At 64.2% G+C, this 23,145-nt stretch carries 19 protein-coding genes, 1 tRNA gene and 2 pseudogenes; 14 read left to right on the forward strand and 8 right to left on the reverse strand.

The features are described from left to right. Window positions 1–180: 180 nt before the first annotated feature. Window positions 181–1,959, reverse strand: coding sequence for a glucan ABC transporter ATP-binding protein/ permease (locus tag ACSKB9_RS29015; protein WP_438077390.1), 1,779 nt, complete (start codon window positions 1,957–1,959; stop codon window positions 181–183). 209 nt (window positions 1,960–2,168) lie between these two features. After that, window positions 2,169–3,224: an ABC transporter substrate-binding protein gene (locus tag ACSKB9_RS29020; protein WP_438080446.1), complete on the reverse strand. Its 1,056-nt coding sequence runs from the start codon at window positions 3,222–3,224 to the stop codon at window positions 2,169–2,171. 264 nt (window positions 3,225–3,488) lie between these two features. Here ACSKB9_RS29020 and ACSKB9_RS29025 point away from each other — a divergent pair, with 264 nt between their 5' ends. From ACSKB9_RS29025 to ACSKB9_RS29055, 7 genes are all read left to right on the forward strand, one after another. Next, window positions 3,489–3,923 (forward strand): hypothetical protein, encoded by a 435-nt coding sequence (locus ACSKB9_RS29025; RefSeq protein WP_438077392.1) that lies wholly within the window; start codon window positions 3,489–3,491, stop codon window positions 3,921–3,923. Window positions 3,924–4,041: 118 nt separating this feature from the next. Further along, window positions 4,042–4,437, forward strand: a complete 396-nt coding sequence (hisE, locus tag ACSKB9_RS29030) for a phosphoribosyl-ATP diphosphatase (RefSeq protein WP_028342591.1) — start codon at window positions 4,042–4,044, stop codon at window positions 4,435–4,437. Window positions 4,438–4,506: 69 nt separating this feature from the next. Then, window positions 4,507–5,088: a YqaA family protein gene (locus ACSKB9_RS29035; protein WP_438077394.1), complete on the forward strand. Its 582-nt coding sequence runs from the start codon at window positions 4,507–4,509 to the stop codon at window positions 5,086–5,088. Between the two features lie 82 nt (window positions 5,089–5,170). Continuing rightward, window positions 5,171–5,710 carry a hypothetical protein gene (locus tag ACSKB9_RS29040; protein ID WP_438077396.1) on the forward strand — a complete coding sequence of 180 codons (540 nt, stop codon included), beginning with the start codon at window positions 5,171–5,173 and terminating at the stop codon, window positions 5,708–5,710. A gap of 180 nt (window positions 5,711–5,890) precedes the next feature. Then, on the forward strand, window positions 5,891–6,862 hold the full coding sequence (locus ACSKB9_RS29045; RefSeq protein WP_168857332.1) for an NAD(P)H-dependent flavin oxidoreductase: 972 nt from the start codon (window positions 5,891–5,893) through the stop codon (window positions 6,860–6,862). A gap of 124 nt (window positions 6,863–6,986) precedes the next feature. Beyond that, window positions 6,987–7,760 (forward strand): thioesterase family protein, encoded by a 774-nt coding sequence (locus ACSKB9_RS29050; protein ID WP_076825194.1) that lies wholly within the window; start codon window positions 6,987–6,989, stop codon window positions 7,758–7,760. 373 nt (window positions 7,761–8,133) lie between these two features. Beyond that, window positions 8,134–10,260, forward strand: coding sequence for an ATP-binding protein (locus ACSKB9_RS29055; RefSeq protein ID WP_438077398.1), 2,127 nt, complete (start codon window positions 8,134–8,136; stop codon window positions 10,258–10,260). A 289-nt stretch (window positions 10,261–10,549) separates the two neighbouring features. On the opposite strand, the gene ACSKB9_RS29060 is transcribed toward ACSKB9_RS29055, so the two are convergent. After that, window positions 10,550–12,112: an AMP-binding protein gene (locus tag ACSKB9_RS29060; protein WP_438077400.1), complete on the reverse strand. Its 1,563-nt coding sequence runs from the start codon at window positions 12,110–12,112 to the stop codon at window positions 10,550–10,552. 66 nt (window positions 12,113–12,178) lie between these two features. On the opposite strand from ACSKB9_RS29060, the pseudogene ACSKB9_RS29065 reads away from it, so the two are divergent. The 3 genes and pseudogenes from ACSKB9_RS29065 to ACSKB9_RS29075 all read left to right on the forward strand — a co-directional run bounded on the left by ACSKB9_RS29065 (window position 12,179) and on the right by ACSKB9_RS29075 (window position 14,440). Then, a pseudogene (locus tag ACSKB9_RS29065) lies at window positions 12,179–13,173 on the forward strand (NAD(P)H-dependent flavin oxidoreductase). Between the two features lie 178 nt (window positions 13,174–13,351). After that, window positions 13,352–13,594: a hypothetical protein gene (locus tag ACSKB9_RS29070; RefSeq protein WP_076825188.1), complete on the forward strand. Its 243-nt coding sequence runs from the start codon at window positions 13,352–13,354 to the stop codon at window positions 13,592–13,594. Window positions 13,595–13,702: 108 nt separating this feature from the next. Next, the gene (locus ACSKB9_RS29075; RefSeq protein ID WP_438077402.1) at window positions 13,703–14,440 is read left to right on the forward strand and encodes a hypothetical protein; all 738 of its coding nucleotides are present in this window, start codon (window positions 13,703–13,705) and stop codon (window positions 14,438–14,440) included. 40 nt (window positions 14,441–14,480) lie between these two features. On the opposite strand, the gene ACSKB9_RS29080 is transcribed toward ACSKB9_RS29075, so the two are convergent. Further along, a complete protein-coding gene (locus ACSKB9_RS29080; RefSeq protein ID WP_438077404.1) occupies window positions 14,481–14,711 on the reverse strand; it encodes a hypothetical protein in 231 nt (76 codons plus the stop codon). Here ACSKB9_RS29080 and ACSKB9_RS29085 point away from each other — a divergent pair. Beyond that, window positions 14,705–15,053 (forward strand): annotated as a pseudogene (locus ACSKB9_RS29085) (TetR/AcrR family transcriptional regulator); the annotation flags it as partial. The gene ACSKB9_RS29080 and the pseudogene ACSKB9_RS29085 overlap by 7 nt on opposite strands. Before the next feature lie 3 nt (window positions 15,054–15,056). Here ACSKB9_RS29085 and ACSKB9_RS29090 read toward each other — a convergent pair. From ACSKB9_RS29090 to ACSKB9_RS29100, 3 genes are all read right to left on the reverse strand, one after another. After that, entirely contained in the window at window positions 15,057–15,311 is a 255-nt protein-coding gene (locus ACSKB9_RS29090) for a hypothetical protein (protein ID WP_141340215.1), read from the reverse strand. Between the two features lie 163 nt (window positions 15,312–15,474). Beyond that, window positions 15,475–15,726: a hypothetical protein gene (locus ACSKB9_RS29095; protein ID WP_438077406.1), complete on the reverse strand. Its 252-nt coding sequence runs from the start codon at window positions 15,724–15,726 to the stop codon at window positions 15,475–15,477. Window positions 15,727–16,380: 654 nt separating this feature from the next. Further along, the gene (locus tag ACSKB9_RS29100) at window positions 16,381–17,250 is read right to left on the reverse strand and encodes a VOC family protein (RefSeq protein WP_438077408.1); all 870 of its coding nucleotides are present in this window, start codon (window positions 17,248–17,250) and stop codon (window positions 16,381–16,383) included. Window positions 17,251–18,202: 952 nt separating this feature from the next. On the opposite strand from ACSKB9_RS29100, the gene ACSKB9_RS29105 reads away from it, so the two are divergent. Together ACSKB9_RS29105 and ACSKB9_RS29110 are read left to right on the forward strand one after the other, a co-directional pair. Continuing rightward, on the forward strand, window positions 18,203–20,449 hold the full coding sequence (locus ACSKB9_RS29105; RefSeq protein ID WP_438077410.1) for a TOMM precursor leader peptide-binding protein: 2,247 nt from the start codon (window positions 18,203–18,205) through the stop codon (window positions 20,447–20,449). A 92-nt stretch (window positions 20,450–20,541) separates the two neighbouring features. After that, window positions 20,542–21,918, forward strand: a complete 1,377-nt coding sequence (locus ACSKB9_RS29110) for a SagB/ThcOx family dehydrogenase (protein ID WP_438080448.1) — start codon at window positions 20,542–20,544, stop codon at window positions 21,916–21,918. 136 nt (window positions 21,919–22,054) lie between these two features. On the opposite strand, the gene ACSKB9_RS29115 is transcribed toward ACSKB9_RS29110, so the two are convergent. After that, a tRNA-Leu gene (locus ACSKB9_RS29115) sits at window positions 22,055–22,139 on the reverse strand. A gap of 334 nt (window positions 22,140–22,473) precedes the next feature. Here ACSKB9_RS29115 and ACSKB9_RS29120 point away from each other — a divergent pair. Further along, a complete protein-coding gene (locus ACSKB9_RS29120) occupies window positions 22,474–23,142 on the forward strand; it encodes an imm11 family protein (protein ID WP_438080450.1) in 669 nt (222 codons plus the stop codon). The last annotated feature ends 3 nt before the right edge of the window (window positions 23,143–23,145 follow it).

The raw sequence follows: 23,145 nt of genomic DNA on the forward strand, positions 1-23,145 counted from the left end.
ACCCGCCTTGAAAAAAGGAGGTCTTGCGATTGTGACGTACGGGTTTCAAGCGTGTCCGGCGCCGCATTGCGGCGATGCAAACCCTATACCGGCTTGCCAGCAGAGAACAGAGGCCGGGGAATTATATCGTGGACGAAATCGGCTGAATTTCGGCAGCCGCCTCAATTGGAAAGGCAGGAATTATGGTGTCTCGATGCCGGCGCGCGCCTGTTCCTGGACCATGAACTGGGCCCGCGCCAGTTCGGCAAAACGCCCGCCTTTCGCCACCAGTTCATCGAAAGTTCCGCTTTCGATCACCCGTCCCTGGTCGAACAGCAGGATGCGGGTGGCGTGGCGGATGGTGGACAGGCGGTGCGCGATCACGAAGGTCGTACGGCCCTTCATCACTTCGTCGAGAGCGGCATTCACCTTGGCCTCGGTGACGGCGTCGAGGGCGCTGGTGGCCTCGTCGAGGATCAGGATCGGCGGATCCTTCAGCAGCGCACGCGCGATCGACAGCCGCTGGCGTTCGCCGCCGGACAGCATGCGGCCGCGTTCGCCGGCATGGGTATCGAACTTCTTTTCGCTGCGCTCGATGAAATCCAGCGCCTGCGCGCGCGCCGCGGCGGTGCGCATCTCCTCGTCGGTGGCGTCGGGCTTGCCGACGCGCAGATTGTCGGCGAGCGAGCGGTTGAACAGCAGCGCCTCCTGGAACACCACGCCGATGTTTCGCCGCAGCGCCGTCAGCTTCAGCGCGCGTATGTCCATACCGTCGATCCTGATGATGCCCGATTGCGGATCGAACGCGCGATGCAGCAGCGCGATCGCGGTGGATTTGCCGGCGCCGGTCGAGCCGACCAGCGCGATGGTCTGGCCCGGCAAGGCGGTGAAGCTGAGATCCTCGATCGCCGGCCGCTTGCCGTCATAGGAGAATGAGACGTCGTCGAACTCGACGAGGCCGGACAGCCGTCCGGGATCGACCGCGCCGGGCCGGTCGCGCACCGCCGGCACCGCATCGAGCACGTCGAAGAACTCCTGCAGGCGCGGCGCTTCCATGAACACGTTGTTGATGAAGCTGACCACCTGCTCGAGCTTCTGGATCAGCATGGTGGCGAACGAGACGAACATCACGATCTCGCCGACCGTGGTGAGGTCCTGGTTATGCAGCGCGATGCCGACGGTGAAGATCGCGAGCACCGTGATCGTGGTCGAGGCGCGCGTGATCACGGTGACCAGTGCCCACCATGACAGCACCGGCATCTGCACCGCGAGCAGCTTGTCGGCGACGTAGCGCAGGCCCTGCACCTCGGAATCGATCCGCACGAAGCTCTGCACCAGCGCGACATTGCCGAGCGCGTCCGAGGCGCGCGCCGAGAGGTCGCTGTAATAGGCCTCGACCTCGCTCTGCATGCCGTAGGTCTTGCGCACCACCAGCGTGGTCAGCACGGTGAACACGACGCAGAGCCCGAACAGCAGGACCGCCAGCCGCCAGTTGATGTAGAGCGAAAGCGGCAGCAGCACGATCAGCGACATGATCGCGGCGAAATGCTCGCGGAAGAAGCCGAGCCAGAGCCGCCACAGCGCGTCGGTGCCGTTCAGCATCACCTTCATCAGCCGCCCGGAATGGGTGCCGGAATGGAAGGTCAGCGGCAGCTGCAGGATGTGCTCGAAATAATCGGTCAGCACCGCCTGGCGCTGGCGGTGCGCCAGCCGGTCGGCCTGCAGCGCCACGATCGCGCTGCAGCCGATCGTGAACAGGCCGAACGCCGCCCAGGCGACGAGCAGCGGCCATGCCGAGGAGGTCGCGAACAGCCCGGTGACCGGCCGGCCCGACAGCACGTCGACGATCTTGCCGAACAGCACCGGCTCGGCGAATTGCGCGCCGGCGAGCAGCACGTTGGCGATGGCCAGGATCCAGCCGAGCCGCGCCTCCTTGCCGAGCAGTTCGAGGACGCGGGTATAGAGGCGAAGCATGGACATGCCGGCGGCACTCGTCAGCGGTGGGCGCCCGATCAGGCGAGAATGCAATTTAATCAGGGTTCGTGATGCGGGGCCAGCGGCCGGCGGTGCATCGCACTCCGTCATGGCCGGGCTTGACCCGGCCATCCACGTCTTTCTTGCAGGCGGTGATCGAAGACGTGGCTGCCCGGGGTCAAGCCCGGGCATGACGAGCAGAGCGAACCCGGCTCTCAATTCACCAGGCGGCCGTCGATCGGCGGCAGGAAAGCCTCGTCGAAGATGTCGGCGGCGTGCGGCCGCTTCTGGAATTTGAAGTCCTCGGCGAGCTGGTCGACCGAGCGCTCGAAGCGCTCCGCTTCGATGCCGCCGATGCCGTCGCGCTTCACCTCGCTGGTCAGGATGTTGTCGCGGATGATGGCGTTCAGCCGCTCGAGCTCCAGATCGCGCGAGCCGCCATCCATCCGGCTCGCGACCTCGCCGGCGGCGCGGGCCGGATCCTTGATCGCGAGGTTGGTGCCGCCGATCGCCGCGCGCACGAATCCTTTCACCGCATCCGGCTTCGCGGCGGCAAGGCGCGGGCTGACGATCACGGCAAAGCCGTAGGCCTCGCAGCCATAGTCGGCGAAGCGCAGCACCGCGAGATCGTCGGTGGGCACGCCGCGATCGCGCAAATTGATCGCCGAGAGATAGGAGAAGCCGGTAACGGCATCGACCTGGCCGGCGGAGAGCATCGGCTCGCGCACCGCGGCGCTGATCGTGCTCTGCTTCACGCTCGACAGCTTGATGCCGTTCTGCTTCGCGACCGCGGGCCACAGCCGGATCGAGAGGTCGCCCTCGGCGACGCCGAGGCTCTTGTCCTGCATGTCGGTCAGCGTCCTGATGCCGCGGCTCTTGCGCGCGATGATCGCATAAGGCGCCTGGTTGAACAGCACGAACACCGCCTTGACGGGAGCAGCACCAGGCTTGTCGCGAAAGCGGATCAGCGAGTTGATGTCGACGAGGGCGAAATCGCTCGAGCCGTCGGCGACGCGTGCGATGGCATCCGCCGAGCTGGTCGCGACGTTGGTGCCGACGCTGAGGCCCTCGGCGCTGAACAGGCCGCCGGTCGACGCCATCACGAATGGCGCTGCGGCGGCATCAAGCGGACGGTCGAGCGTGAACTGGATGGTGAGCGGCGGTGGCAGATCGCTGGCGCGCAGCGGCGTCAATGCCGGCCACACGCCCCCCGCGAGGCCGATCATGCCGGCCAGTATCCAGCGGAGAACGGTGGTCCGACTTACCTGCATCATGACATCCGGGAGGCGAGACAAAGTGCCGCGCCGGCGCGCCTGCTTCATGACATCGAATGCGCCAGAGCAAGCGTCAATTTCAAGCGTTATTTGCAGGCATTTTGCCCGGGCAAGGTGAACGGTCGATGACTGCCAGGCTTCGGCTTGCCATGTTTTCACCTCAGGTCGTTCAGCTTGCATTCGGTTTGGGGAACCTAATCTGGAGGCAGTGGGTTAGCTAACCAAGGCCCGTCGGGCCGGCTTCCACAAAGGATGACTGCAATGTTTGCGCGAAAAGGTGTTTTTTCGTCCATTGGCCGCGCAGCCACATTGGCAACGGTTGCCGCGGTGGCGTTGACGGCCGTCGAGCCGACGATGGCGTTCGCAGGCTCTGCTTCGACAGGCAAGGCGACCGCTGTGACGACGTCACAAGGCACGAGCGGCGCGACCGACATCAGTGCCCGCCGTCGCTACTATGGCGGTGGCGGCGCAGCGGCCGCGGCTGCGTTCGCCGGGATCGTCGGCACGGGCCTCGCGATCGCCGCTGCCCAGAGCCGCCGCGACTATTACGACTCCTACGGCTACTATGGTGGCCCGGGCTACTACGGTGGTCCCGTCTACTATGGTGGCGGCCCGGTCTATTACGGCGGCGGACCGTACTATGGTTACCGCGGCTATTACGGGCGCCGCTCGCAACTGCCGTATCAGCCGTACTGACGGCCGTCGGCGGTTCTCAGAACTGTCACAAAGCATACAATCCACCGGCCGCGGGCCGGTGGATTTTTTCGTCGTCGCCGTTAACACGCTGGCGACGCGTTTCGATTAGGCTCGAAGCATGAGTGATTCGATCGAGCGGCTTTACCAGGCGGTGATCGCGGCCAAGGATCTTGATCCGGCTACGTCGCGCACGGCACGGCTGTTCCAGCGCGGCCCGGCCAAGATGGCCAAGAAGCTCGCCGAGGAAGCGATCGAAGTGGTGATCGACGCCGTCAGCGGCAAGTCGGATGCCGTCATTCGCGAAAGCGCCGACCTGTTCTACAATCTCGCCGTTCTCTGGGCGTCGGCCGGCGTGAAGCCGGAGGATGTCTGGCGCGAGATGGAGCGGCGCGAGCGGCTGCTCGGGATCGCCGAGAAGCTGCCGAAGTCGCCGGTCAAGCTGCCCAAACCCGCGCCGGTCCCGGTGGTTCGGCGCCGAATTGTCGCGCTGGAGAACCGGCTGCGCAAACGGTAGCCGTAAATCAACCAGATTCAGCTCAATCCCGGCATGGACAAATCCGCTCCATGATGGTTCATCGCGCCCATGTTGAAACGGATTTACGACTGGTGCGTCGAGGCGGCCGACAGGCCCTATGCGCTGTGGATTCTCGCGGCCGTCGCCTTCGCCGAGAGCTCCTTCTTCCCGATCCCTCCCGACATCATGCTGCTGCCGATGTCGCTGGCGCGGCCGAAGCGGGCGTGGTGGTTCGCCGCGGTCTGCACGGTGGCGTCGGTTGCCGGCGGCGTGCTCGGCTATGCGATCGGCGCACTGCTCTACGACTCGCTCGGGCAGTGGCTGATCCATCTCTACGGCCTCTCCGACAAGGTCGACGCGTTCCGCGCTTCCTACGCCGAATGGGGCGCCGTGATCATCCTGCTGAAGGGACTGACGCCGATCCCCTACAAGCTCGTGACGATCACTTCGGGCTTTGCCGGCTACAACATCTGGCTGTTCATCCTGTGCTCGATCGTCGCGCGCGGCGGCCGCTTCTTCTTCGTCGCGGTGCTGCTCAACCGCTATGGCGATTTCATCCGCGCCGAGCTCGAGAAGCGGCTCGGCCTGTGGGTCGCGATCGGCGCGATCGTGCTGGTGCTGGGCTTTGTTGTCGCATTCAAGCTGATCTGACCAAAGTTCTAGTCGTTCGCGTCTTTGTCCACGGACGGCTTCGGACTACGCTCGCTGCGATGGCCGATGGAATCGACGACCGGTGAATCCTGCGAGACTCAATCCCGCCAGGGCGCGCGTTGCGATGGCGGGCCTTGCACTGTCGATGGCGCTGCCTGCGGTCGACGGAGGATGGGCGCAATCCGCGCCGCCCGCGCTCAGCGTGCAGTCGCCGTCGCCGCAGCCCGTTGAATCCCGGCAGCAGCAGATCGAGCTGCCGCCGGCGCCGGTCGAGCGCGAGAATCCCGGGCTGATCAACGAAATCGGAAAGCTGTTCGAGAAGTCGAAATCGGCGCTGCCGCCGCTGAAGAGCCCCGGCGAGACCATCAACGATTTGTCGAACATCGCGCGCCCCTCGACGGTGGTGACCGGACGCGCGGCCTGCGTGGTGGCCTCGAACGGTGCGCCGGACTGCAAGATCGGCGCCGACCGGCTGTGCCAGAGCAAGGGGTTTCGGGAAGGTAAGGGCATCGATACCGACGCCTCCGAGAAATGCTCGCCGCTGGTCTATCTGCCGGGCCACAAGCGCGGCCCGAACGACTGCAGGACGGAAAATTTCGTGACACGGGCGGTCTGCCAATAGCGGCGGCCAGGCTTTGCGTCTGGGATGCCAGGCGCCCGCGAAAACACGGTTTCAGGATGAGGATTTGTCATCCTTTTGCAGCGCCAAAACGCAATCCTTGACACTGGAAAGATTGCCTTGTTGGTATGACGATCAGCATTCGAGACCAACCAACGACCAACGCTTGAGGATCCGCTCCAAATGTCCATGCCTGCTCTGTTCAAGGGCCGCCTGTCTCTTCCCGTGATCGGGGCGCCGCTGTTCATCATCTCCGTGCCCGACCTCGTTATCGCGCAGTGCAAGGCCGGCGTGGTCGGCTCGTTTCCGGCGTTGAACGCGCGGCCGCCGGAGTTGCTCGACGAATGGCTGTACCGGATCAAGGAAGAGCTCGCCGCCTATGACAAGGCGCATCCGGAACGGCCGTCGGCGCCGTTCGCGGTGAACCAGATCGTGCACAAGTCGAACAACCGGCTCGATCACGACATGGCGCTTTGCGAGAAGCACAAGGTGCCGATGATCATCTCCTCGCTCGGCGCGCGCGAGGAGCTCAACCAGGCCGTCCACGGCTGGGGCGGTATCGTCTTCCACGACGTGATCAACCAGAAGTTCGCGCACAAGGCGATCGAGAAGGGCGCCGACGGCCTGATCCTGGTCGCGGCCGGCGCCGGCGGTCATGCCGGCACGCTGTCGCCGTTCCCGTTCGTGGCGGAGACGCGGCAATGGTTCGACGGGCCAATCGCGCTGTCGGGCACCATCTCCAACGGCCGCGCCATCCGCGCCGCGCGCATCATCGGTGCTGACTTCGCCTATATCGGCTCGGCCTTCATCGCGACCAAGGAGGCAAACGCGGTCGAGGGCTACAAGGACATGATCACCAATTCGTCCGCCGAGGACATCGTCTACTCCAACCTGTTCACCGGCGTGCACGGCAATTATCTGAAGCCGTCGATCGTCGCGGCCGGCATGGATCCGGAAAACCTGCCGACCTCCGATCCTTCCAAGATGAGCTTCGGCACCGATACGTCCGGCGAGCGCGCCAAGCCGAAGGCCTGGAAGGAGATCTGGGGCTCGGGCCAGGGCGTCGGCAGCATCTCCAAGGTGGTGCCTGCGGCCGAGCTGATCGCCCGGTTCAGGAAAGAGTATGAGGACGCGGTCGATCCGGTGCTTGCCTGAAGCACGATGAGATCACGATGAATCATCATCGCGCTTCAGCTCTTCATTTCGGCATGATCCACGCGCAAACGCTTCGCGTTTGTCGCGGGGAAAACCGCGTCCCACTTTTCCGGATCATGCTGTGATGGAACCGATCTTTCGCGTCGACGGCGACCGCGTCGTCACCAGTCCCGACGCCGCGGGTCCGTGGGATCCGCGGATGCAGCATGGCTCCGCACCGGCAGCGCTGGTGGTGTGGGCGGCCGAAGCCCTTCCGACGCCGGTGCCGATGCGGATCGCGCGCGTCACCATCGACCTGATGCGCCCGGTGCCGGTGGCGCCGCTGACCGTTTCGAGCGAGATCCTGCGCGACGGCCGCAAGATCCAGCTCTGTGGCGTCAGGCTGCTTGCCGACGGCGTTCTCGTGGTTTCGGCCACCGTGCTCAAGATCAAGCAACAGACGGCCGAATTGCCGCCTGACATCACAGCGCTTGCCGTCGATCTGCCGGGCCCCGACGAAAGTATGATCGAGCCGGGCAATCTTGCGAACAGTCCGTTCGTGAAATGCATCTCGATGCGGGCCGCGCGCGGCCGCTTCGGCGTGACGGGACCTGGCGCGATATGGTTCCGCGTCGACCGCCCGCTGATTGCGGGCGCCGCCGTCTCGCAGGCGATGCGGGCAGTGGTTGCCTCGGACTTCTCCAACGGCACCTCGCCGGCGCTCGATTTCAGCCAATGGACCTTCATCAACGCTGATCTCTCGGTGAGCCTGGCGCGCGAGCCGGTCGGCGACTGGATCCTGCTCGACGGCCAGTCCTGGATCGGGCCCGACGGCGCCGGGCTTGCAATGTCGCGGCTCGCCGATCAGCGCGGCTATTTCGGCCAGGCGGTCCAGAGCCTGGTCATCGAGCGGCGCTAGGACGCGCTGCGCTTCTTCCACCTCCCCTCGAAAAAGGGGAGGTGGCTTTGCTCGCCAGAGCAAAGCGGGTGGGGATCAGCTGACCCCAATCCCGACCTTCCCCCGTTTCAGGGGCTGGCGAAGACCGATCACGTCTACTGTGCAAGGGGTTGTTTCACCGATTCGCGGTGCGGGAGCCGCGCCAACCGGCTGCCCCTGCGGCAAAAATAACTCCGCTTCCCGGGAACGGTTGGCGGCACGTGCGAGTTTCGCTCCCGTTAGGGGGTCCCATGATGCGTATTGATCCCGCCGCCGGCATCGTGGCCATGGCCGTCCGGCGGTTGTGTGATGTGCCGGACGGTGTCGACGCCCGGCCGCCGCAGGGACAGACGCGATGAAGCCTGGTCCGTCCTCGGAACGCGCGGTCATCCTCGCCGCGAGCGAGCGGGACGCCGTCAAGACTGCCCACCTGATCAAGGAAGCCGGCTATTACGCCAACATCTGCGGTGATCTCGCCGAGCTCGAACGCCAGATCGCAAGCGGGGCGGGCCTTGCCATCATTGCCGACGAGGTGATCAGGGCCGCCGATCTCGCCGGCCTGACGCACTGGCTGAACGAGCAGCCGTCATGGTCGGACTTTCCTATCGTGCTGATCAGCGAGAAGGGAGGGCCCGAGCGCAATCCCGAAGCAGCGCGGCTCGGCCGGGCGCTCGGCAATGTCACCTTCATCGAGCGGCCGTTTCATCCGACCACGCTGGTAAGCCTGGTCGCCGCGACGGTGCGCGGCCGCCGCCGCCAATACCAGACCCGTCAGATCCTCGAGGATCTGACCGAGAGCGAGGGTCTGCTGCAGACCGCGCTCAATGCCGGTCATCTCGGCGCGCTCGAGCTTCATCTGCCGGATTTCGAGCTCGAGGCGTCGCCGACCTGCAAGACCTATTTCGGGCGCAGGCCGGGCGATCCCTTCACCTATCAGAATCTCCTGGAAGCAGTGCATCCCGACGACCGCGCCCGCCGGAGCGAGATCGTCGAACAAACCTTGCGCACCGGCTCGGATTATCAGATCGAATACCGCAACATCTGGCCCGACGGCACCGAGCACTGGGTTGACGTGCGCGCCCGTGCGGTGCGGCGGCCCGACGGCGGCATCCGCTCGCTGGTCGGCGTCTGCTCCGACATCAGCGCACGCAAGACCGCGGAGATCGAGCGCGAGGCATTGCTGGCGCAGCTCGCCGCCGAGCGCACCGCACTCGCCGAACTCACCGCGACGCTGGAGCAGCGGGTCGAGCAGCGCACCGCCGACCTGATGAAGGAGGTCGCCGCGCGCGAGCGGGCGCAGGAACAGCTCCGCCATGCGCAGAAGATGGAGGCGATCGGCCAGCTCACCGGCGGCGTCGCGCACGACTTCAACAATCTGCTGATGGCGGTGATGGGCAATCTCGATCTGCTACGCAAGCGCTTGCCGGAGGACCCACGCCTGCGTCGGCTGGTCGACGGCGCATTGCAGGGCGCCGAGCGCGGCGCGTCGTTGACGCAGCGGCTGCTGGCATTCGCGCGGCAGCAGGATCTGCGCGCGGTGCCGGTCGATCTCGGCGCGCTGGTGCGCGATATGAGCAATCTGCTCGAGCGCTCGCTCGGACCGCGCATCATGCTGCGGCTCGACATTCCCGAGGGGCTGCCGCTCGCCTGCGTCGATAGCAACCAGCTTGAGCTTGCGGTCCTCAACCTTGCGATCAATGCGCGCGACGCGATGCCGGATGGTGGCGTGATCGAGATCCGCCTCGCGGCCTGGCAGGCGAAGAATGATCCGGCGCTGCAGCCTGGCGACTATTTGAAGCTCTCGGTGATCGACAGCGGCACCGGGATGTCGCCGGACGTGCTGAAGCGCGCGATCGAGCCGTTCTTCTCGTCGAAGCCGGTGGGCAAGGGCACCGGGCTCGGCCTGTCGATGGTGCATGGGCTCGCCGTGCAGCTCGGCGGCGAGCTGGAGCTGTCGAGCGCGGTCGGCAAGGGCACCACGGCTGCGCTGGTGCTGCCGGTTGCAACGGCGGTGCCGGAAGTCGAGAGCCCGGCGCCTGCGGCGCAAACGGTCAAGCGCTCGGCGGTGATCCTGCTGGTTGACGATGATCCGTTGATCGCGATGTCCACCATGGAAATGCTGGAGGACCTCGGTCACCGCGTGATCGGCGTCAATTCCGGACCGCAGGCGCTCGAGATCCTCAGGAGCGACCAGGAGATCGACCTGATGATGACCGATCACGTGATGCCCGGCATGACCGGCATCGAACTCGCCGCCGCTGCGCGCAAGGTGCGGCCGCAGCTTCTGGTGCTGCTCGCCACCGGCTATGCCGAACTGCCCGACGGCACCCAGGTCGACCTGCCGCGGCTGGCCAAGCCCTACCACCAGGATCAGCTGCGCGACCGGCTCGATCAGTTGCTCGGGCAGGGCGCCGGTCGGCAAACTGCAGCCGCCAGCGCCGACAGTCTCGCCACGCCTTCCACTCTGTCCCCGTCACCCTGAGGAGCCGCGAGCGGCGTCTCGAAGGGCGCCGGCCCGGCTGCTGCCGCAAGCGGAGATAGCGCAAGCTGAAACATCGGGGCCGTGCATCCTTCGAGGCTCGCTCCGCTCGCGCCTCAGGGTGACGGTGCGCACAGCTCCATCCGCGTCATTGCGAGCGAAGCGAAGCAATCCATAGCCCGGCAGGTCGGAGAGATGGATTGCTTCGTCGCTTCGCTCCTCGCAATGACGGCGGAGCAAAAGCGTCACAACCTCTCAGGATGACGGGACCAGCAATCGTCGTGCGAGCATCCTACCCCACCAAGCGGTCGCGGCCGGTCCAGAAGCGCGCCTTCAGCACCTTCTTGTCGACCTTGCCGACGCCGGTCATTGGCAGCTCCTTGACGAACTGGATCTGCTTCGGCGCGTGCGCCGAGCCCTTCTTCGCCTTCACCAGCCCGATCAGCTCGTCGGCGTCGGGCACAGCGCCCTCGCGCGCGACCACGACGGCGGTGACGGCCTCACCCCATTTGTCGTCGGGCACGCCGACCACGGCGACCATCGCGACGTCGGCATGTTGCGACAGCACATCCTCGACCTCGCGCGGAAAAATGTTGAAGCCGCCGGAGACGATCATGTCCTTCTTGCGGTCGAGGATGAACATGTAGCCGCGCTCGTCCATGCGCGCGATGTCGCCGGTGTGCAGCCAGCCGCTCTTCAGCGTCTCCGCCGTGATGTCGGGCCGTTTCCAGTATTCGGCCATCACATGCGTGGCGCGCACGCAGATCTCGCCGGCCTCGCCGGTCGCGACCTCCTCGTCGTCCTGATCGAGGATCTTGACCTGGCAGGCGGCGATCGGGAAGCCGCAGGACAGGAACAGGTCCGGTGTCTTCGGGTCATGATCCGCCTTGCGCAGCACCGAGACCGGATAGCATTCGGTCTGGCCATAAAGCTGCGAGAACACCGGGCCGATCCGCTCGATGCCTTCGACCAGCCGGCTCGGCGACATCGCGGACGCGCCGTAGAGCAGGAGCTCAAGCGAGGAGAGGTCGGTCCTGTCGAGCGCGGGATGATCCAGCATCACATAGATCATGGTCGGCACGAACAGCGTGAAGTTGATCCTCTCGCGCGCGATGGTCGTGAACACGGTCTCCGGGTCGAAACCTTTGAGCATGTGCACGGTGCCGCCGCGCATCAGCGTCGGCAGCACTTTTGTACCCGCGACATGGCTGATGGGGGCCACCGTGAGGTAGCGCGGCGTCTCCGGGATCTCGAAGTCGGCGAGGATGGCGGCGGCGAAGCCGCCATATTCGCGGTGATAACGCAGCGCGCCCTTGGATTTGCCGGTCGTGCCGCCGGTGTAGTTCAAGGTCGAGATGTCGTCCTCGCGGGCGAAGTTTTTCGCGCTTGCGCTGCCGGCACCCTCGGCCACCTGCAACAGGTCGGCGCCGTAATCCGCCGGGCCGAGCGTGAACACGGTCTTCAGGCCCTGCGCCTTCGCCGCAAGCTCGCCGCCGCGATCGCGAAACGTGATGCCGTCGACGATCAGCATCTGCGCTTCGGAATCCTCGATCTGGAACAGCTGGTCGTCGAGCGAGCCCAGCGGATGCAGCCAGGTGATCGCGAGCCGCGACAATTGCGCGGCGACGCCGGCGCACCAGCTGTCGGCGCGGTTGGCGGTGAGCAGCGCGACGCGGGTGCCGGGCGCAAAGCCGAGCCGCATGAACACGCTCTGCATGCGTCCGATCAGGTCGGTCGCGCCCTGATAGCTGAGCGAGCCGCCCGGCCATGCGAAGGCGGTGCGCGATGGATAGCGCGCCAGCGCCCGCAGGGTCTGGTCGCACACCGCCGGAAATGCATAGAGCGGATTGCTCATCTGGTTGTCCCTCCCGCCTTTGTCTTTGGCTTTTGTCGTGCCAATGTTGGCGGCAACGCTAACACAATGATGATGGGAAGAAACAACTTGTCCGCCGATCTTCTCGCGGGTTTCCGCAATCGCCTCCGATTGCCGCTGATTGCAGCACCAATGTTCTTGGTCTCCGGTGTCGAGCTGGTGGTAGCCGCCTGCCGCAACGGCGTGATCGGTTCGTTTCCGACGGTGAATTGCCGTGAGACGGAACAGCTCGATGCCTGGCTCGGTGACATCGCGCGCCGCCTGCAGGCACATGCCGATGCAAGCGGCCAAGCAGCCGCGCCGATTTGCCCGAACCTGATCGTGCATCGCTCCAATACACGGCTGGCCCAGGATCTCGCCGTGCTGCTGCGGCACAAGCCCGAGCTTGTGATCACCTCGGTCGGCTCGCCCGCGCCGGTGCTTGGCCCTCTGCACGATGCCGGCGCGCTGGTGTTCGCCGATGTCGCCTCGATCCGCCATGCCGAGCGCGCGGCAGCAGCCGGCGCCGACGGGCTCGTGCTGCTCACTGCGGGTGCGGGCGGTCAGACCGGCTGGCTCAATCCGTTCGTGTTCGTCCGCGCTGTGCGCGGCTTCTTCGATGGACCGATCGTGCTTGCCGGCGGCATCAGCGACGGCCACGCGCTCCGCGCCGCAGAGGCGCTCGGCTGCGACCTCGCCTATATGGGCACCAAGTTCATCGCGACGCGCGAGAGCATGGCGGACGGCAGGTACAAGCAGATGCTGGTCTCTTCCACCGCCGACGACGTCATGCTCACGACGGCGTTCACCGGCCTGCAGACCAACATGCTGCGGCCGTCGATCGAGGCCGCCGGTCTCGATCCCGACGACCTGCCGGCGCGCGGCGCGATCGACATCGGCAAGGACATCGACATCGGCGCCCGCGAAAGCCGCCCAAACGCTGGCGCGATATCTGGAGCGGCGGTCATTCCACCTCAGGGGTGACCGGGGTGCTCGGCGTCGACGAACTCGTGGCGCAGACGATCGCGGAGTATGACGCGGCGAGCGCGCGGGTGCGGCTCTGAGAGTCGCTGCTTTGACGCGTTCCCTTCGCGCCAACCGGTGCTCGAAAGCCCGCTGGTTCGCGAAATAGCAGCACTCAAATCCCGCCCATCCGCTTAACGCGGCATTAACCATGCCAGTCCCAACAATAGCGTCACGGGCCGCCACGGCTGGTCGCCCGGCAGTTTGTGGGAATGCGACATGGCCTTCGAGGCGCTCTCCAAGACCCCGGCATCGCTCGACGAGCTCCGGACCCGGGTGTTTTACGCCCTTCAGCGGCATCCGCTGTGCCGTCAGGTCGAATTCGACATCGTCAGCACGCCGCGCACCCGCCGGACCAACTGGACGGTCAGCATGCACACGGTCCAGCCCGGCGCGCTCTGGACGGCGCATGAGATCGTCGCCGACATCCAGGAAGCCTATGAGCTTGACGTCGCGGCCTGATTTTCCGGCCGTTTCGGGACAATTTCACCTATTTGGCGCCGTCACGGCACGCTACCGCCGCATTTCGCGCGCAGTTTGCGGTAACACCGGCCGGCAATGGAGTAGTTTTTGACCAGAGCCATCACCCTCGCCGCGCTGACATGCTTCCTCCTCGCAGGCGCCGCGGTAACAGCCATTTTGGGCCGGGACAGCCTGCCGGCGGCGCAAGCCGACAATGGACCGGTCGCCAATCGTGCCAACAAGCAGGACAAGCTCGCCGTCACGACGCTTGCCGCGGCCTCGTTTGAGGCTCCCCAGCCGATTGAGCCTCCCGCCAATCCGTCTCCGCTCCTGTTGCGGGCCCAAGCCGCGATTCCGGGCGCGACTGACACGGTGCGGCAGGCCTATGCCTCCGTCGAGCCGGCCGATGTCGGCCTGCCGAAGATCACCGACCCCGTCGATGCGGCTCAGCCGAAGATCACCGAGCCCGCACCCGCACCCGCGCCGGTCGCCCCGGCGCCGCCGAAGTCCAAGGCAGCCGCCAAGCCGGCGCCGCAGAAGAGCTACGCGCTGCTGAGCGACGCCCAGATCGCCGGCATCAAGGACCGGCTGAAGCTGTCGTCGTCGCAGGAATATTACTGGCCGGCGGTCGAGACCGCGTTGCGCGCCGTCGCTCGCAAGATCCACGCCAAGCGCCAGGGCGATCCCGCATCCGGCAGCATGCCGATCGATCCGGACTCCGAGGAGGTCCAGCAGCTGAAGTCGGCGGCGATGCCGCTGCTGTTCCAGCTCCGCGAGGATCAGAAGAACGAGGTCCGTTCGCTGGCGCGCCTGATTGGCCTGGAACGTGTCGCTGCGATGATCTGAGCGGCGGGTCCCGCCGAAGCGGATCTGCGCTCCTTGTGCTCTAGCGGGCCTCCGGCGGCCGCAGCTTCTCCACCTTGCCCTGGGTTTCGACGAGCAGCTGCTTCATGAAGTCCTGATTGCGCTTCAGCCAGGGCTCGAGCGTCTGCCTGACGTCGCTTGGCGACTTCTTCTCGATGGCTTGCGCCAGCCGGGTCTGAAACGTCCCCCAATCCTTGAACATCTCCTTCAGCAGCGCATCGTCGGAAATGTTGATCGCCGACTTGGCCGCCATTGGATCGGCTGCGTTCGCTGGTGCACGCCTTCATCCGCTCCGAATGCGAGGAAGCCGCGGTACGCGTCGCGCTGAGCGATGCCGCGCCGCTCTATCGCGATGCCCCCGAGGCGCGCGAGGCGCGGGCATCCGGCGAGCGCATCGTCGAAGCGTTCATGCGCGAGGCGTTGCCGAAAGCGTCCGGCGCGGTGCGCGACGGCGGGCGATCTGATCACGACGACGCTAAGCACGGTGGGCAAGGATTTTTCCAAGAGCCCGCGAACGCCCGCCGAGATCGCGACCTATGCCGACGCCATGGCCGACATGTTCTGCGCGTATCTGAGGAGTCTCGGAAAGCGCTGAAGTTCACAGATAGTGCTTGGCGACCAGCAGAAACCCGAGCACGCCGCCGGTCACAGCGAAAACCGTCACGCCATTGCAGAGACTGACGTAAGCGGCCGACCAGTAAGAAACAGTCTGAGCGGCCGTCGCAACTTTTTTCGACTTCTGGGGCAAGCCAATTGGCTCCTGAAAAAGGCGCCGCCATCTGGTCAACACAGATGACGGCGCCCGTCTGAGGGCTTCAGGGCGAAACCCTGCTGCAGCGTAAGGTGCGATCATGAACGGTTCGTATACCGCCCGGCTGTCGCAAGCTCGCATGTCAGCTGAAGCGTCGAGGTTCCCTAAAGCATCATCCGGAAAAGTGCGCAGCGGTCTTCCGAAAAGATCATGCTCAAACAAGAGGCCAAAGCGCGATGACGATTCGACCCAATCTCATCGCGCTTTAGAACGAAGCGTAGGCATTTCGAAATGCGATGGCGCCAGCCAGCGAGCGCGGCCGCGTGCGCACGGCATCCCCGTCGTTGCCGCTCTGCACGATCCACTGGCCGTTCTCCTGACCCACGATCTTGCCGACGTGGTGACGCCAAACCACGATGGTGCCGACCGAGGGGCCGCCGGCATTGGTGCCGTAGCTTGCCCAGGATCGGGCCAGATTGAATTGCGGACCGGGATCGCTGCCGACCTGGGTGCGCATGAACCAGCCGCACCACGCAGCTGGGCGACCGGAATGTGCAGAGTGCCGATGGTGATGGTGACGGCCGCGGGCTTCGGCAGTTGAAGCGAACGCCAAAAGAACCGCCACAGCGGCGAGAAGTTTACGCATTACAAAGTCCTTCTTGCTGTTGGCAGACCATCCATGTTGTGGGAGGAAGCGCAGCGATGATCTGCGATTGGCTTGCGAAGCGACCGCATCGGTCAGGCGACGCATAACGAAGGCGGGGCATGGCCCGCGCAGGCGTTTAAGAAACGGGCTATGGCCAAAATATGGCCGGTACGTCCCGTCAGGCGGCCGCGACACTGCCGAAGACGTCAGGCTTGGTCCGCGCAATGGCCGCTAATTTGATCACCGCGGTTGTGCTCTCGGACAGCGACGCGTTGTCGAGCCGGCCAGCCTAGGATCGGCTGCCGATCGTGAGTCAGTGCGGTGTGGTGATTGTAAACAGTCCGTCTTCGCTTTCGCGTTGCTCGAGCTTCGCCGGACACGCTTCGCCCTTGCAGGCTTCGCGGCCGCGCCACGCGAAGCCTGCAAGGGCGAAGCGTGGTGCACCATTCAGAATACAAATGCGCAATCTACCTAATTTAAATACCTGTATAATTCTGCTGCGGACAAGGTCGACACGTTTCCGACCTATCGCTTGGTCTTGTGAAGGACCAATTTGCCCTGTGAAGCGACATCACCCCACCTGGCGGACCAATTGAGTTCCGAGGCGGAGGGTCGCTCAGTGCCTTTCTGATCCCAAGGTCCCTGTAGCGCAAATAGAGCCCCTTGGGGATCGGCACATCGCAAGATCCAGCAACCGTCGGGCAACTCGATTGGACCTTGGAGGACCCGGCCCCCGCCAGCATCAACGCGCTTGGCAGCCGCACCGATGTCGTCGACATTGAAGTAATAGAGCCAGCAGGGTTGCGATACGCTCGGAAGTTTGGTGAGCATTCCGCCGATCGTCTGGCCGGCCGCCGAAAACAATTCGTACAGGTCGGCCGGCCCGGTTTCAGCGTGAGCCTTCTGCCAGCCAAGAAGCTCGCCGTAAAACGGGAAGATCTTGTTCCGGTCTTCAGCCAGCAACTCGTGCCAGCCCACGCGTCCAGGCTCGTCCAATCCGCCGGACTGCCGTTGGCCATATGTCAGCCCGGAAACCAGTGCAAACGTCGCTCCTTGCGGATCGGCGACCACCGAAATTCGGCCAATATTGCTGGCGGTCGGCGTTACCAGAATGGCGCCCCCATGACGGCGGACCTGCACGGCTTTCGCATCCACGTCATCGACGGCGATGTAGCCGACCCATCTCGGCCTCGCTCCCAATCGCAGCCCTTCTTCCGGAAGATGCATGAGTCCAACTGCCGGGGCGTCGCCTGCAGTAAGCAGCGTGTAGGCGAATTCCGGAGTCGACGCATCTTCCACCGCCCAGCCGATGACCTTGCCATAAAATGCGGCTGCTTCCGACATGTTCGTCGTCAGCAACTCATACCAAGCGAAGCGTCCGAGTTGATCGACCAAGCTAATTTCCCCTTCAAGCGGGCCGACGATTGCGCACTGCGTCAAGCCGAACCCGTTGCAATCCACGGGCGCGGGTTCTCGATGTAATCTACCAAATTGCGCGATATCGTTCATGAAGATGAATGCAATCTGAACGAGCTCTATTGCATTTTGTGCATGCCGTAATTCTTGTCTGCCTCGTTCGCTCGGCGTAAGATCGCGGTTAGGAAATCCTTCTTCCAAACTGGGAGGATGCGGCCATGCAGCGAGCGAAGCAAGCTTCGAGAAAGAAGCGAACGACCAACGCCGCGGTACCGGCGCTGGGACTAGCCGGTCTGACTTTTTCGGTGGCGGGCAGCGCATATGCCTCCGCCGTGCCCACCGGCGACGTTCAACACAGGCCGAACTTCGCGCCGGGCCATATGACGACGCTCAGTGAGGAAGAACTCGCCGACGTCAGTCTCGCCACCTTCCACCTCAATCTCATCGACGATGAAAGCGTCGGAGGCCGCGTGCTGGTCGCGCGGGGATGCGGTGGTTGCCGTGGCTGCGGAGGCGCCAGAGGTTGCGGAGGCTGCAGGGGTTGCGGAGGATGCAGGGCCTGCAGAGGCTGCCGCTGCGGTGTCGGTTGCGGTGGATGTGGCGGCTGCGGCGTTGGTTGGATCGGCGTAGGCGTGCCATTGGTCTCATGCGCAGGCTGCTGTGCATCCTGGGGCCGCTGCCGCTGGTGCTAGCGCTGGGCGTCGACACGTCGCGATTTCATTGGCCGGGCGCCCGAACGACCCGGCCAATTTTTTGCTTTCGCTATACATTCGCCGCGCCTGGCTGATCAGCTTGCCGACGGTGGGCGAGTGTGATCCAAATTGCTCGCAGAATGCCGGTGGCCGAACGCGGCGCACAAGTCGCGCAATGCCATGGTTTGCCGCGCTCCGGCGATCGGAAGTGACTGCAACAGGATCAGCGTGCCGCCCCGATGACAGTCAATGGCAAGAGCCGCACCGCGAGGCAGAGCCGCAAGGGCATTTTGCGATTCGCGCCGAACTTTACCGCTTATGTGATTCCTCCCGATGTGGTCTGCCTCTACTCCGAGAACCGCAAATTCTTCCTGCATGGTGATCTCTATTGTGCGGTGGCCGCGGCGATCGGCAAAAATGGTAAGGCTGCACCAGAGATCGTTCGGCGGCTCTCAAAGAATTTTCCCGCCGACAAGATCGAGGAAGCGATCAGGCGGCTGCTGGAGCGCCGATATGTCGTAAGCGGCGCGCCGCACGCGTTCGCAGGCGCCGTCGATGGATATTGGGCGAGTTTCGGCCTCCCCCCCGAGGTCGCAGAACAGAATCTCCGCGATTGCCCCGTGCGGGTCGAAGCCATCGATGTCAAAGGCGCCAACGAACTTGCCGCGGCCTTGAGCAAGCTCGGTGTTCGGATCACCAAGCGGTCGCCCAAGCTCACGATCACACTGGCGAACGACTATCTTGACCGGCGGCTCGTCGAATTGAACGGAAAGCGCTTTGGCGATGGGACGCCCTGGCTGCTGGCGCAGCCGTCCGGCGTGTTTCCGCTGGTGGGACCCGTGTTCAAGGCGGGCGAGAGCGCCTGCTGGACTTGCCTGTTCGATCGCATGATACGCAATCGGGAGATCAAGGGATTTCTCGATCGCAGAGCGGCGCAGGTGGTCGCCGTATCGCCCCTGGTCGGCGACGCCGTCGGACAAATCGGCATCCACTTCGCTGCTGTTGAAATCGCAAAAGCGATTGCCTCGGGATTTCGTACCGATCTGCGCGATCACATCGCAAGCTTCGACCTGACCGGTGCCGTCATTGCCAAGCATTACGTCGCGCGACGCCCGCAGTGTCCTACCTGCGGCAGCAGGAAGCTGCAGAGTCCGCGCCGGGCGGCAGCGCCGATCGAGATCGCGGAGGGCGGAAAGCTCGTCATGACCAGCGGCGGTTATCGCGCCGTGACGTCGCGAGCCACCGTAGCACGGTTCCGCAAGCACGTCAGTCCGCTGACCGGCGTCGTCTCACGGCTCGAGCGGATCGAGGCCGATCTGCCGATGAACACGAATTTTTTCGCCTACCACAATTTCTCGGCGCCGGCCTGGAACGTCGACCAGCTCAGATCCGGATTGAGCGGCGGCAGCTTCGGCAAGGGCTCCACAGCCGAGCAGGGCGAGGCAAGCGCGTTGATGGAGGCGATCGAGCGCTATTCGGGTATTTTCCAGGGGGACGAGATCAGGACGAAGCGCCGCTTTGTCGATTTCGCTCCCGGCGACGCTCTTCTTCCCAACGAAGTACAGCTTTTCAGCGACGCGCAGTTTCAAAACAGACATACCTCGCAGCCGGACGATTCACATCTGGTGCCTGAGCCGCTCGATCCCTCGACCAAGACGGAGTGGTCGCCGGTCTGGTCGTTACGCGACAAGCGTTTCAAACATCTTCCAACGGGCCTCTTGTACTTCTTCTATGGCGGCTTCCACACGGATTCCAACGGATGCGCGGCCGGCAACACCCGGGAGGAAGCCATCGTTCAAGGCTTCCTCGAACTGGTCGAACGCGACGCCTACGCGATCTGGTGGTACAACCGGCTGCAACGTGCAGAAGTCGACCTCGCGCAATTCGAAGATCCCTATGTGCGGGATCTGCAAGCCCAGCTTGCCGATGCGGGGCGCAGGCTTTGGGTGCTCGACATCACCAGCGATCTCGGCATTCCCTCTTACGTGGCGATCATTCATTGGATGCAGAACGGACACGAAAATATCGAATTCGGTTCCGGCTCGCATTTCGATCGCCGCATAGCCCTGCTGCGTTCCCTCACCGAACTGACCCAGTTCATGTCGATTGGCATGATGGGCGGCGGAAGTGGCGAGAAGCCGACGCTGGACGGTGTCACGCCGCTGCGACTGGACGATTATCCGTTCCTGATGCCCAGCGACAATCCGATCGTGCCGTCGGCGCCGAGCCTCAAGGTTCACGACAACGCGCGCGACCAGGTCAATGCCTGCATCGAGATTGCCACCGGCGCGGGATTTGATTTCCTCGTGCTCGACCAGACGCGGCCCGATGTCCAGGTGCCCGTCGTCAGAGTGCTCGTTCCGGGGTTGCGACATTTCTATCGCCGCTTCGCGCCCGGCCGACTTTACGATGTTCCGATGAAGCTCGGATTACTGAATCGTCCGCGACTGGAAAGCGAGCTCACGCCATTCCTTCCACACACCTGAAGGCTGGCTCGTTGCGCAACTTCCGGAAAACGAAGCTCAGGAAGATCGCACCCGTCATCGTCGCCCGATTGAACGGTCGTTGCTCCCTTCACATGCAGGCGGACGGAAGCATCGCTGCAGGCTTGGGCGGCTACTCGATCAATCTGGGACAATTCAGTGCGGCAGCGGTCGACCGTGCGGGACATCTCACCAGCGGCCTGCCGCTCGCCTCCTTTGCGGGCAAAGGCGTCCTCGCGAGGCACGTTCATGCCCTCGTGCGGCGACTGGCAGGGCATGGACTTCTCGAATATCGCCTATACTCTCCGCGTGACGAGCAAGACCTCGTGGTCATCGAGCCGCAGGTCGCCGAATACTGGCCACAACGCGCAAAGCTGGGGAACGGTGATACGATTGTTTTGTCGCGCTTCGCCTATCTGCGCCGGCGCGGCAGCGAGATGGTGCTGGAATCACCGCGCGCCGGCGCGCTGTTTCGGATTTTCGATCCCGCCATCGCTGCCACCCTCGCTGCCCTGTCGCGGCCTCAGAAGATCAGCGAGCTTCGCCGCCATGCGGCCTCCGCGAACCTCGATCTGCTCGGATTGCTGCTCGACAGCAAGATGCTGATTAGGCTCAATGCGAAAGACGGCGACGGCCTTCGGGTGAATGAAGGCGACGGCAATCTCGTTCTCTGGGACTTCCACGATCTCGTGTTTCATACGAGGAGCACGGAGGGCCGGCACACCAATCCAGTTGGCGGCGCGTTCACCCATGCGGGCGTCGTTCCACCGCTACCCGCGGTGCGCCCGCCTTGGCCCGGCAAGAAGATCGACCTCGGCAAATTCTCCACGTCGGGGTCGGTCTCGCACTTCGCGAAGCTGTTGCGCGAACGCCATTCAATACGAGATTTCGACGACCAGCATCCGGTCACGCTCGCCGAGCTCGCGCAGTTTCTCGACACGACAGCCCGCGTGCTGTCGGAATGGAAGATCGGCGCAGATTTTGACGGCGGTCCCGAGGTCACCTACAGCGCAAGACCCTATCCGTCGGCAGGCGGCGCGTATGAGCTGGAACTATACTTGGCGGTCTTGAACTGCGGGGAGCTTGCACGTGGACTTTACCACTATGACGCGGGCAGCCACGCGCTTGTCGCGATCGACACCTCCGCCCAACAACTCCAAGCGCTTTCTACGGCAGCCGAGTTTGCCATGGACGCATCCGGTCCACCGCAGGTCTTGATCACGATCGCCGCGCGCTTTGGGCGGATCTCCTGGAAATACAGCTCAATCGCATATTCGCTGATCCTGAAGGACGTCGGCAACCTGATCCAGACGTTCTATCTGACGGCGACCGACATGGGCCTTGGTGGCTGCGCAATCGGCACCTGCAACATCGATCTGTTTGCAAAAATGACGGGGCTTGAATTCCACGTGGAGGGCCCGGTCGGTCAATTCGCGCTCGGGCGCGGCAGGAAACCGGCCCCCTCTAGCTAAAGGGGAGGTCTTTGTTTACGGCCTGGATCGCACGCGAATAGTGCCCAGGGCGGGATCGAACCATCCGGCTTCGCCCTTCGGGCTACGCCGGGACGAGACTTCGTGCGGATGGCTTGTCGGCTACGGCTGCGCTGAATGGTGCCCCTGGCCGGAATCGAACCAGCACTCCTTGCGGAACTCGATTTTGAGTCGAGCGCGTCTACCAGTTCCGCCACAGGGGCATTCGCAATGGTCCCGGCCGGGAAGGCCGGGTCGCGAAGCGCGGCGGACTATAGCGGGCGGCCCGTCACGGTCAACCCGCTACGGACACCCGCGCGGGCGGGATGTCCCGCGCCCCGGCAGCGGAATTTCCGGTGGGTGTGACCCCGAGGACGACGCAAGGCTGTTGCCGTCCGTATGGCGGTCACGGACGAGTTTGCCCGGCGGCGGCAGCCGCTGCCACCGTCCCCAAGCCTGGCCGCGGCTGCGGCAACCTACTTCGAGACGGAGGCGCGAGCGTAACGGTATTGTCCGGTTCGTGACGCAGGGGGCACTTGAAGCAAGGGGCACTTGAACATGGTGTGGGGATGGTACGAGCGCAGCCAATTCGGCGACTTCTTCCCGAACGGCGACTATGTGGGCTGGGAGGAAGGCCTCAAGCAATATTTCGACGAGCAGATGTCTTCGGAGCAAAGGGCGGCGCTGAACGACTGGCACGTCGCTTACATCGGGGAGGTGGCTCGCAAGTTCAGGGAGGACAGGGGCCTGCTCGAGCCGCACGAACGTCCGTTGGAATTCAGGATGGAGGAGTCACGCAAATCGCTCGGATCGCTGCTGCATTTGACCAACGGCGTCCGTGCCGTCGATGCAACCTTGCACGCCATCATCGAGAAGCTGGAGCCGGGCGTGCACCAGTTCTGGTCGCTACGGATCACCACGCCGAAGGGCAAGGACTACCCTGTTCCGTATTACGGCATCATCGTCCGCCGTTACATCGACAGCTTCGTGCCGGAACAAAGCGCCGTCCATCAGGTGTCGGAGGGATCGACGGCGTATTTTGCAAACAATCCCACGAAAAAGGGCTATGGCAGTCTGACGGTCTTGAAGAGTGTCAGCGCCGGCGCCCATCTCTGGCATGAACGCAGGCTGCTCAATCCGAGTCTTTTCTTTTCCGATGAGCTGCAGGCGGCGATGACCCAGTGGGGCCTGCGCGTTCCCACGCATCACCGACTGAACGCGATCTGACCG

The organism is Bradyrhizobium sp. BR 1433 (genome assembly GCF_051547665.1).
Classification (GTDB): Bacteria; Pseudomonadota; Alphaproteobacteria; order Rhizobiales; family Xanthobacteraceae; genus Bradyrhizobium; species Bradyrhizobium australafricanum.

What these genes read in the sequence shown, in the direction of transcription:
- ACSKB9_RS29015 (WP_438077390.1), bottom strand. Translation starts at nt 1,959, where the DNA reads ATGTCCATGCTTCGCCTCTATACCCGCGTCCTCGAACTGCTCGGCAAG.
- ACSKB9_RS29020 (WP_438080446.1), bottom strand. Translation starts at nt 3,224, where the DNA reads ATGCAGGTAAGTCGGACCACCGTTCTCCGCTGGATACTGGCCGGCATG.
- ACSKB9_RS29025 (WP_438077392.1), top strand. Translation starts at nt 3,489, where the DNA reads ATGTTTGCGCGAAAAGGTGTTTTTTCGTCCATTGGCCGCGCAGCCACA.
- hisE (WP_028342591.1), top strand. Translation starts at nt 4,042, where the DNA reads ATGAGTGATTCGATCGAGCGGCTTTACCAGGCGGTGATCGCGGCCAAG.
- ACSKB9_RS29035 (WP_438077394.1), top strand. Translation starts at nt 4,507, where the DNA reads ATGTTGAAACGGATTTACGACTGGTGCGTCGAGGCGGCCGACAGGCCC.
- ACSKB9_RS29045 (WP_168857332.1), top strand. Translation starts at nt 5,891, where the DNA reads ATGTCCATGCCTGCTCTGTTCAAGGGCCGCCTGTCTCTTCCCGTGATC.
- ACSKB9_RS29050 (WP_076825194.1), top strand. Translation starts at nt 6,987, where the DNA reads ATGGAACCGATCTTTCGCGTCGACGGCGACCGCGTCGTCACCAGTCCC.
- ACSKB9_RS29055 (WP_438077398.1), top strand. Translation starts at nt 8,134, where the DNA reads ATGAAGCCTGGTCCGTCCTCGGAACGCGCGGTCATCCTCGCCGCGAGC.
- ACSKB9_RS29060 (WP_438077400.1), bottom strand. Translation starts at nt 12,112, where the DNA reads ATGAGCAATCCGCTCTATGCATTTCCGGCGGTGTGCGACCAGACCCTG.
- ACSKB9_RS29070 (WP_076825188.1), top strand. Translation starts at nt 13,352, where the DNA reads ATGGCCTTCGAGGCGCTCTCCAAGACCCCGGCATCGCTCGACGAGCTC.
- ACSKB9_RS29080 (WP_438077404.1), bottom strand. Translation starts at nt 14,711, where the DNA reads ATGGCGGCCAAGTCGGCGATCAACATTTCCGACGATGCGCTGCTGAAG.
- ACSKB9_RS29090 (WP_141340215.1), bottom strand. Translation starts at nt 15,311, where the DNA reads ATGATCGCACCTTACGCTGCAGCAGGGTTTCGCCCTGAAGCCCTCAGA.
- ACSKB9_RS29095 (WP_438077406.1), bottom strand. Translation starts at nt 15,726, where the DNA reads ATGCGCACCCAGGTCGGCAGCGATCCCGGTCCGCAATTCAATCTGGCC.
- ACSKB9_RS29105 (WP_438077410.1), top strand. Translation starts at nt 18,203, where the DNA reads ATGACAGTCAATGGCAAGAGCCGCACCGCGAGGCAGAGCCGCAAGGGC.
- ACSKB9_RS29110 (WP_438080448.1), top strand. Translation starts at nt 20,542, where the DNA reads ATGCAGGCGGACGGAAGCATCGCTGCAGGCTTGGGCGGCTACTCGATC.
- ACSKB9_RS29120 (WP_438080450.1), top strand. Translation starts at nt 22,474, where the DNA reads ATGGTGTGGGGATGGTACGAGCGCAGCCAATTCGGCGACTTCTTCCCG.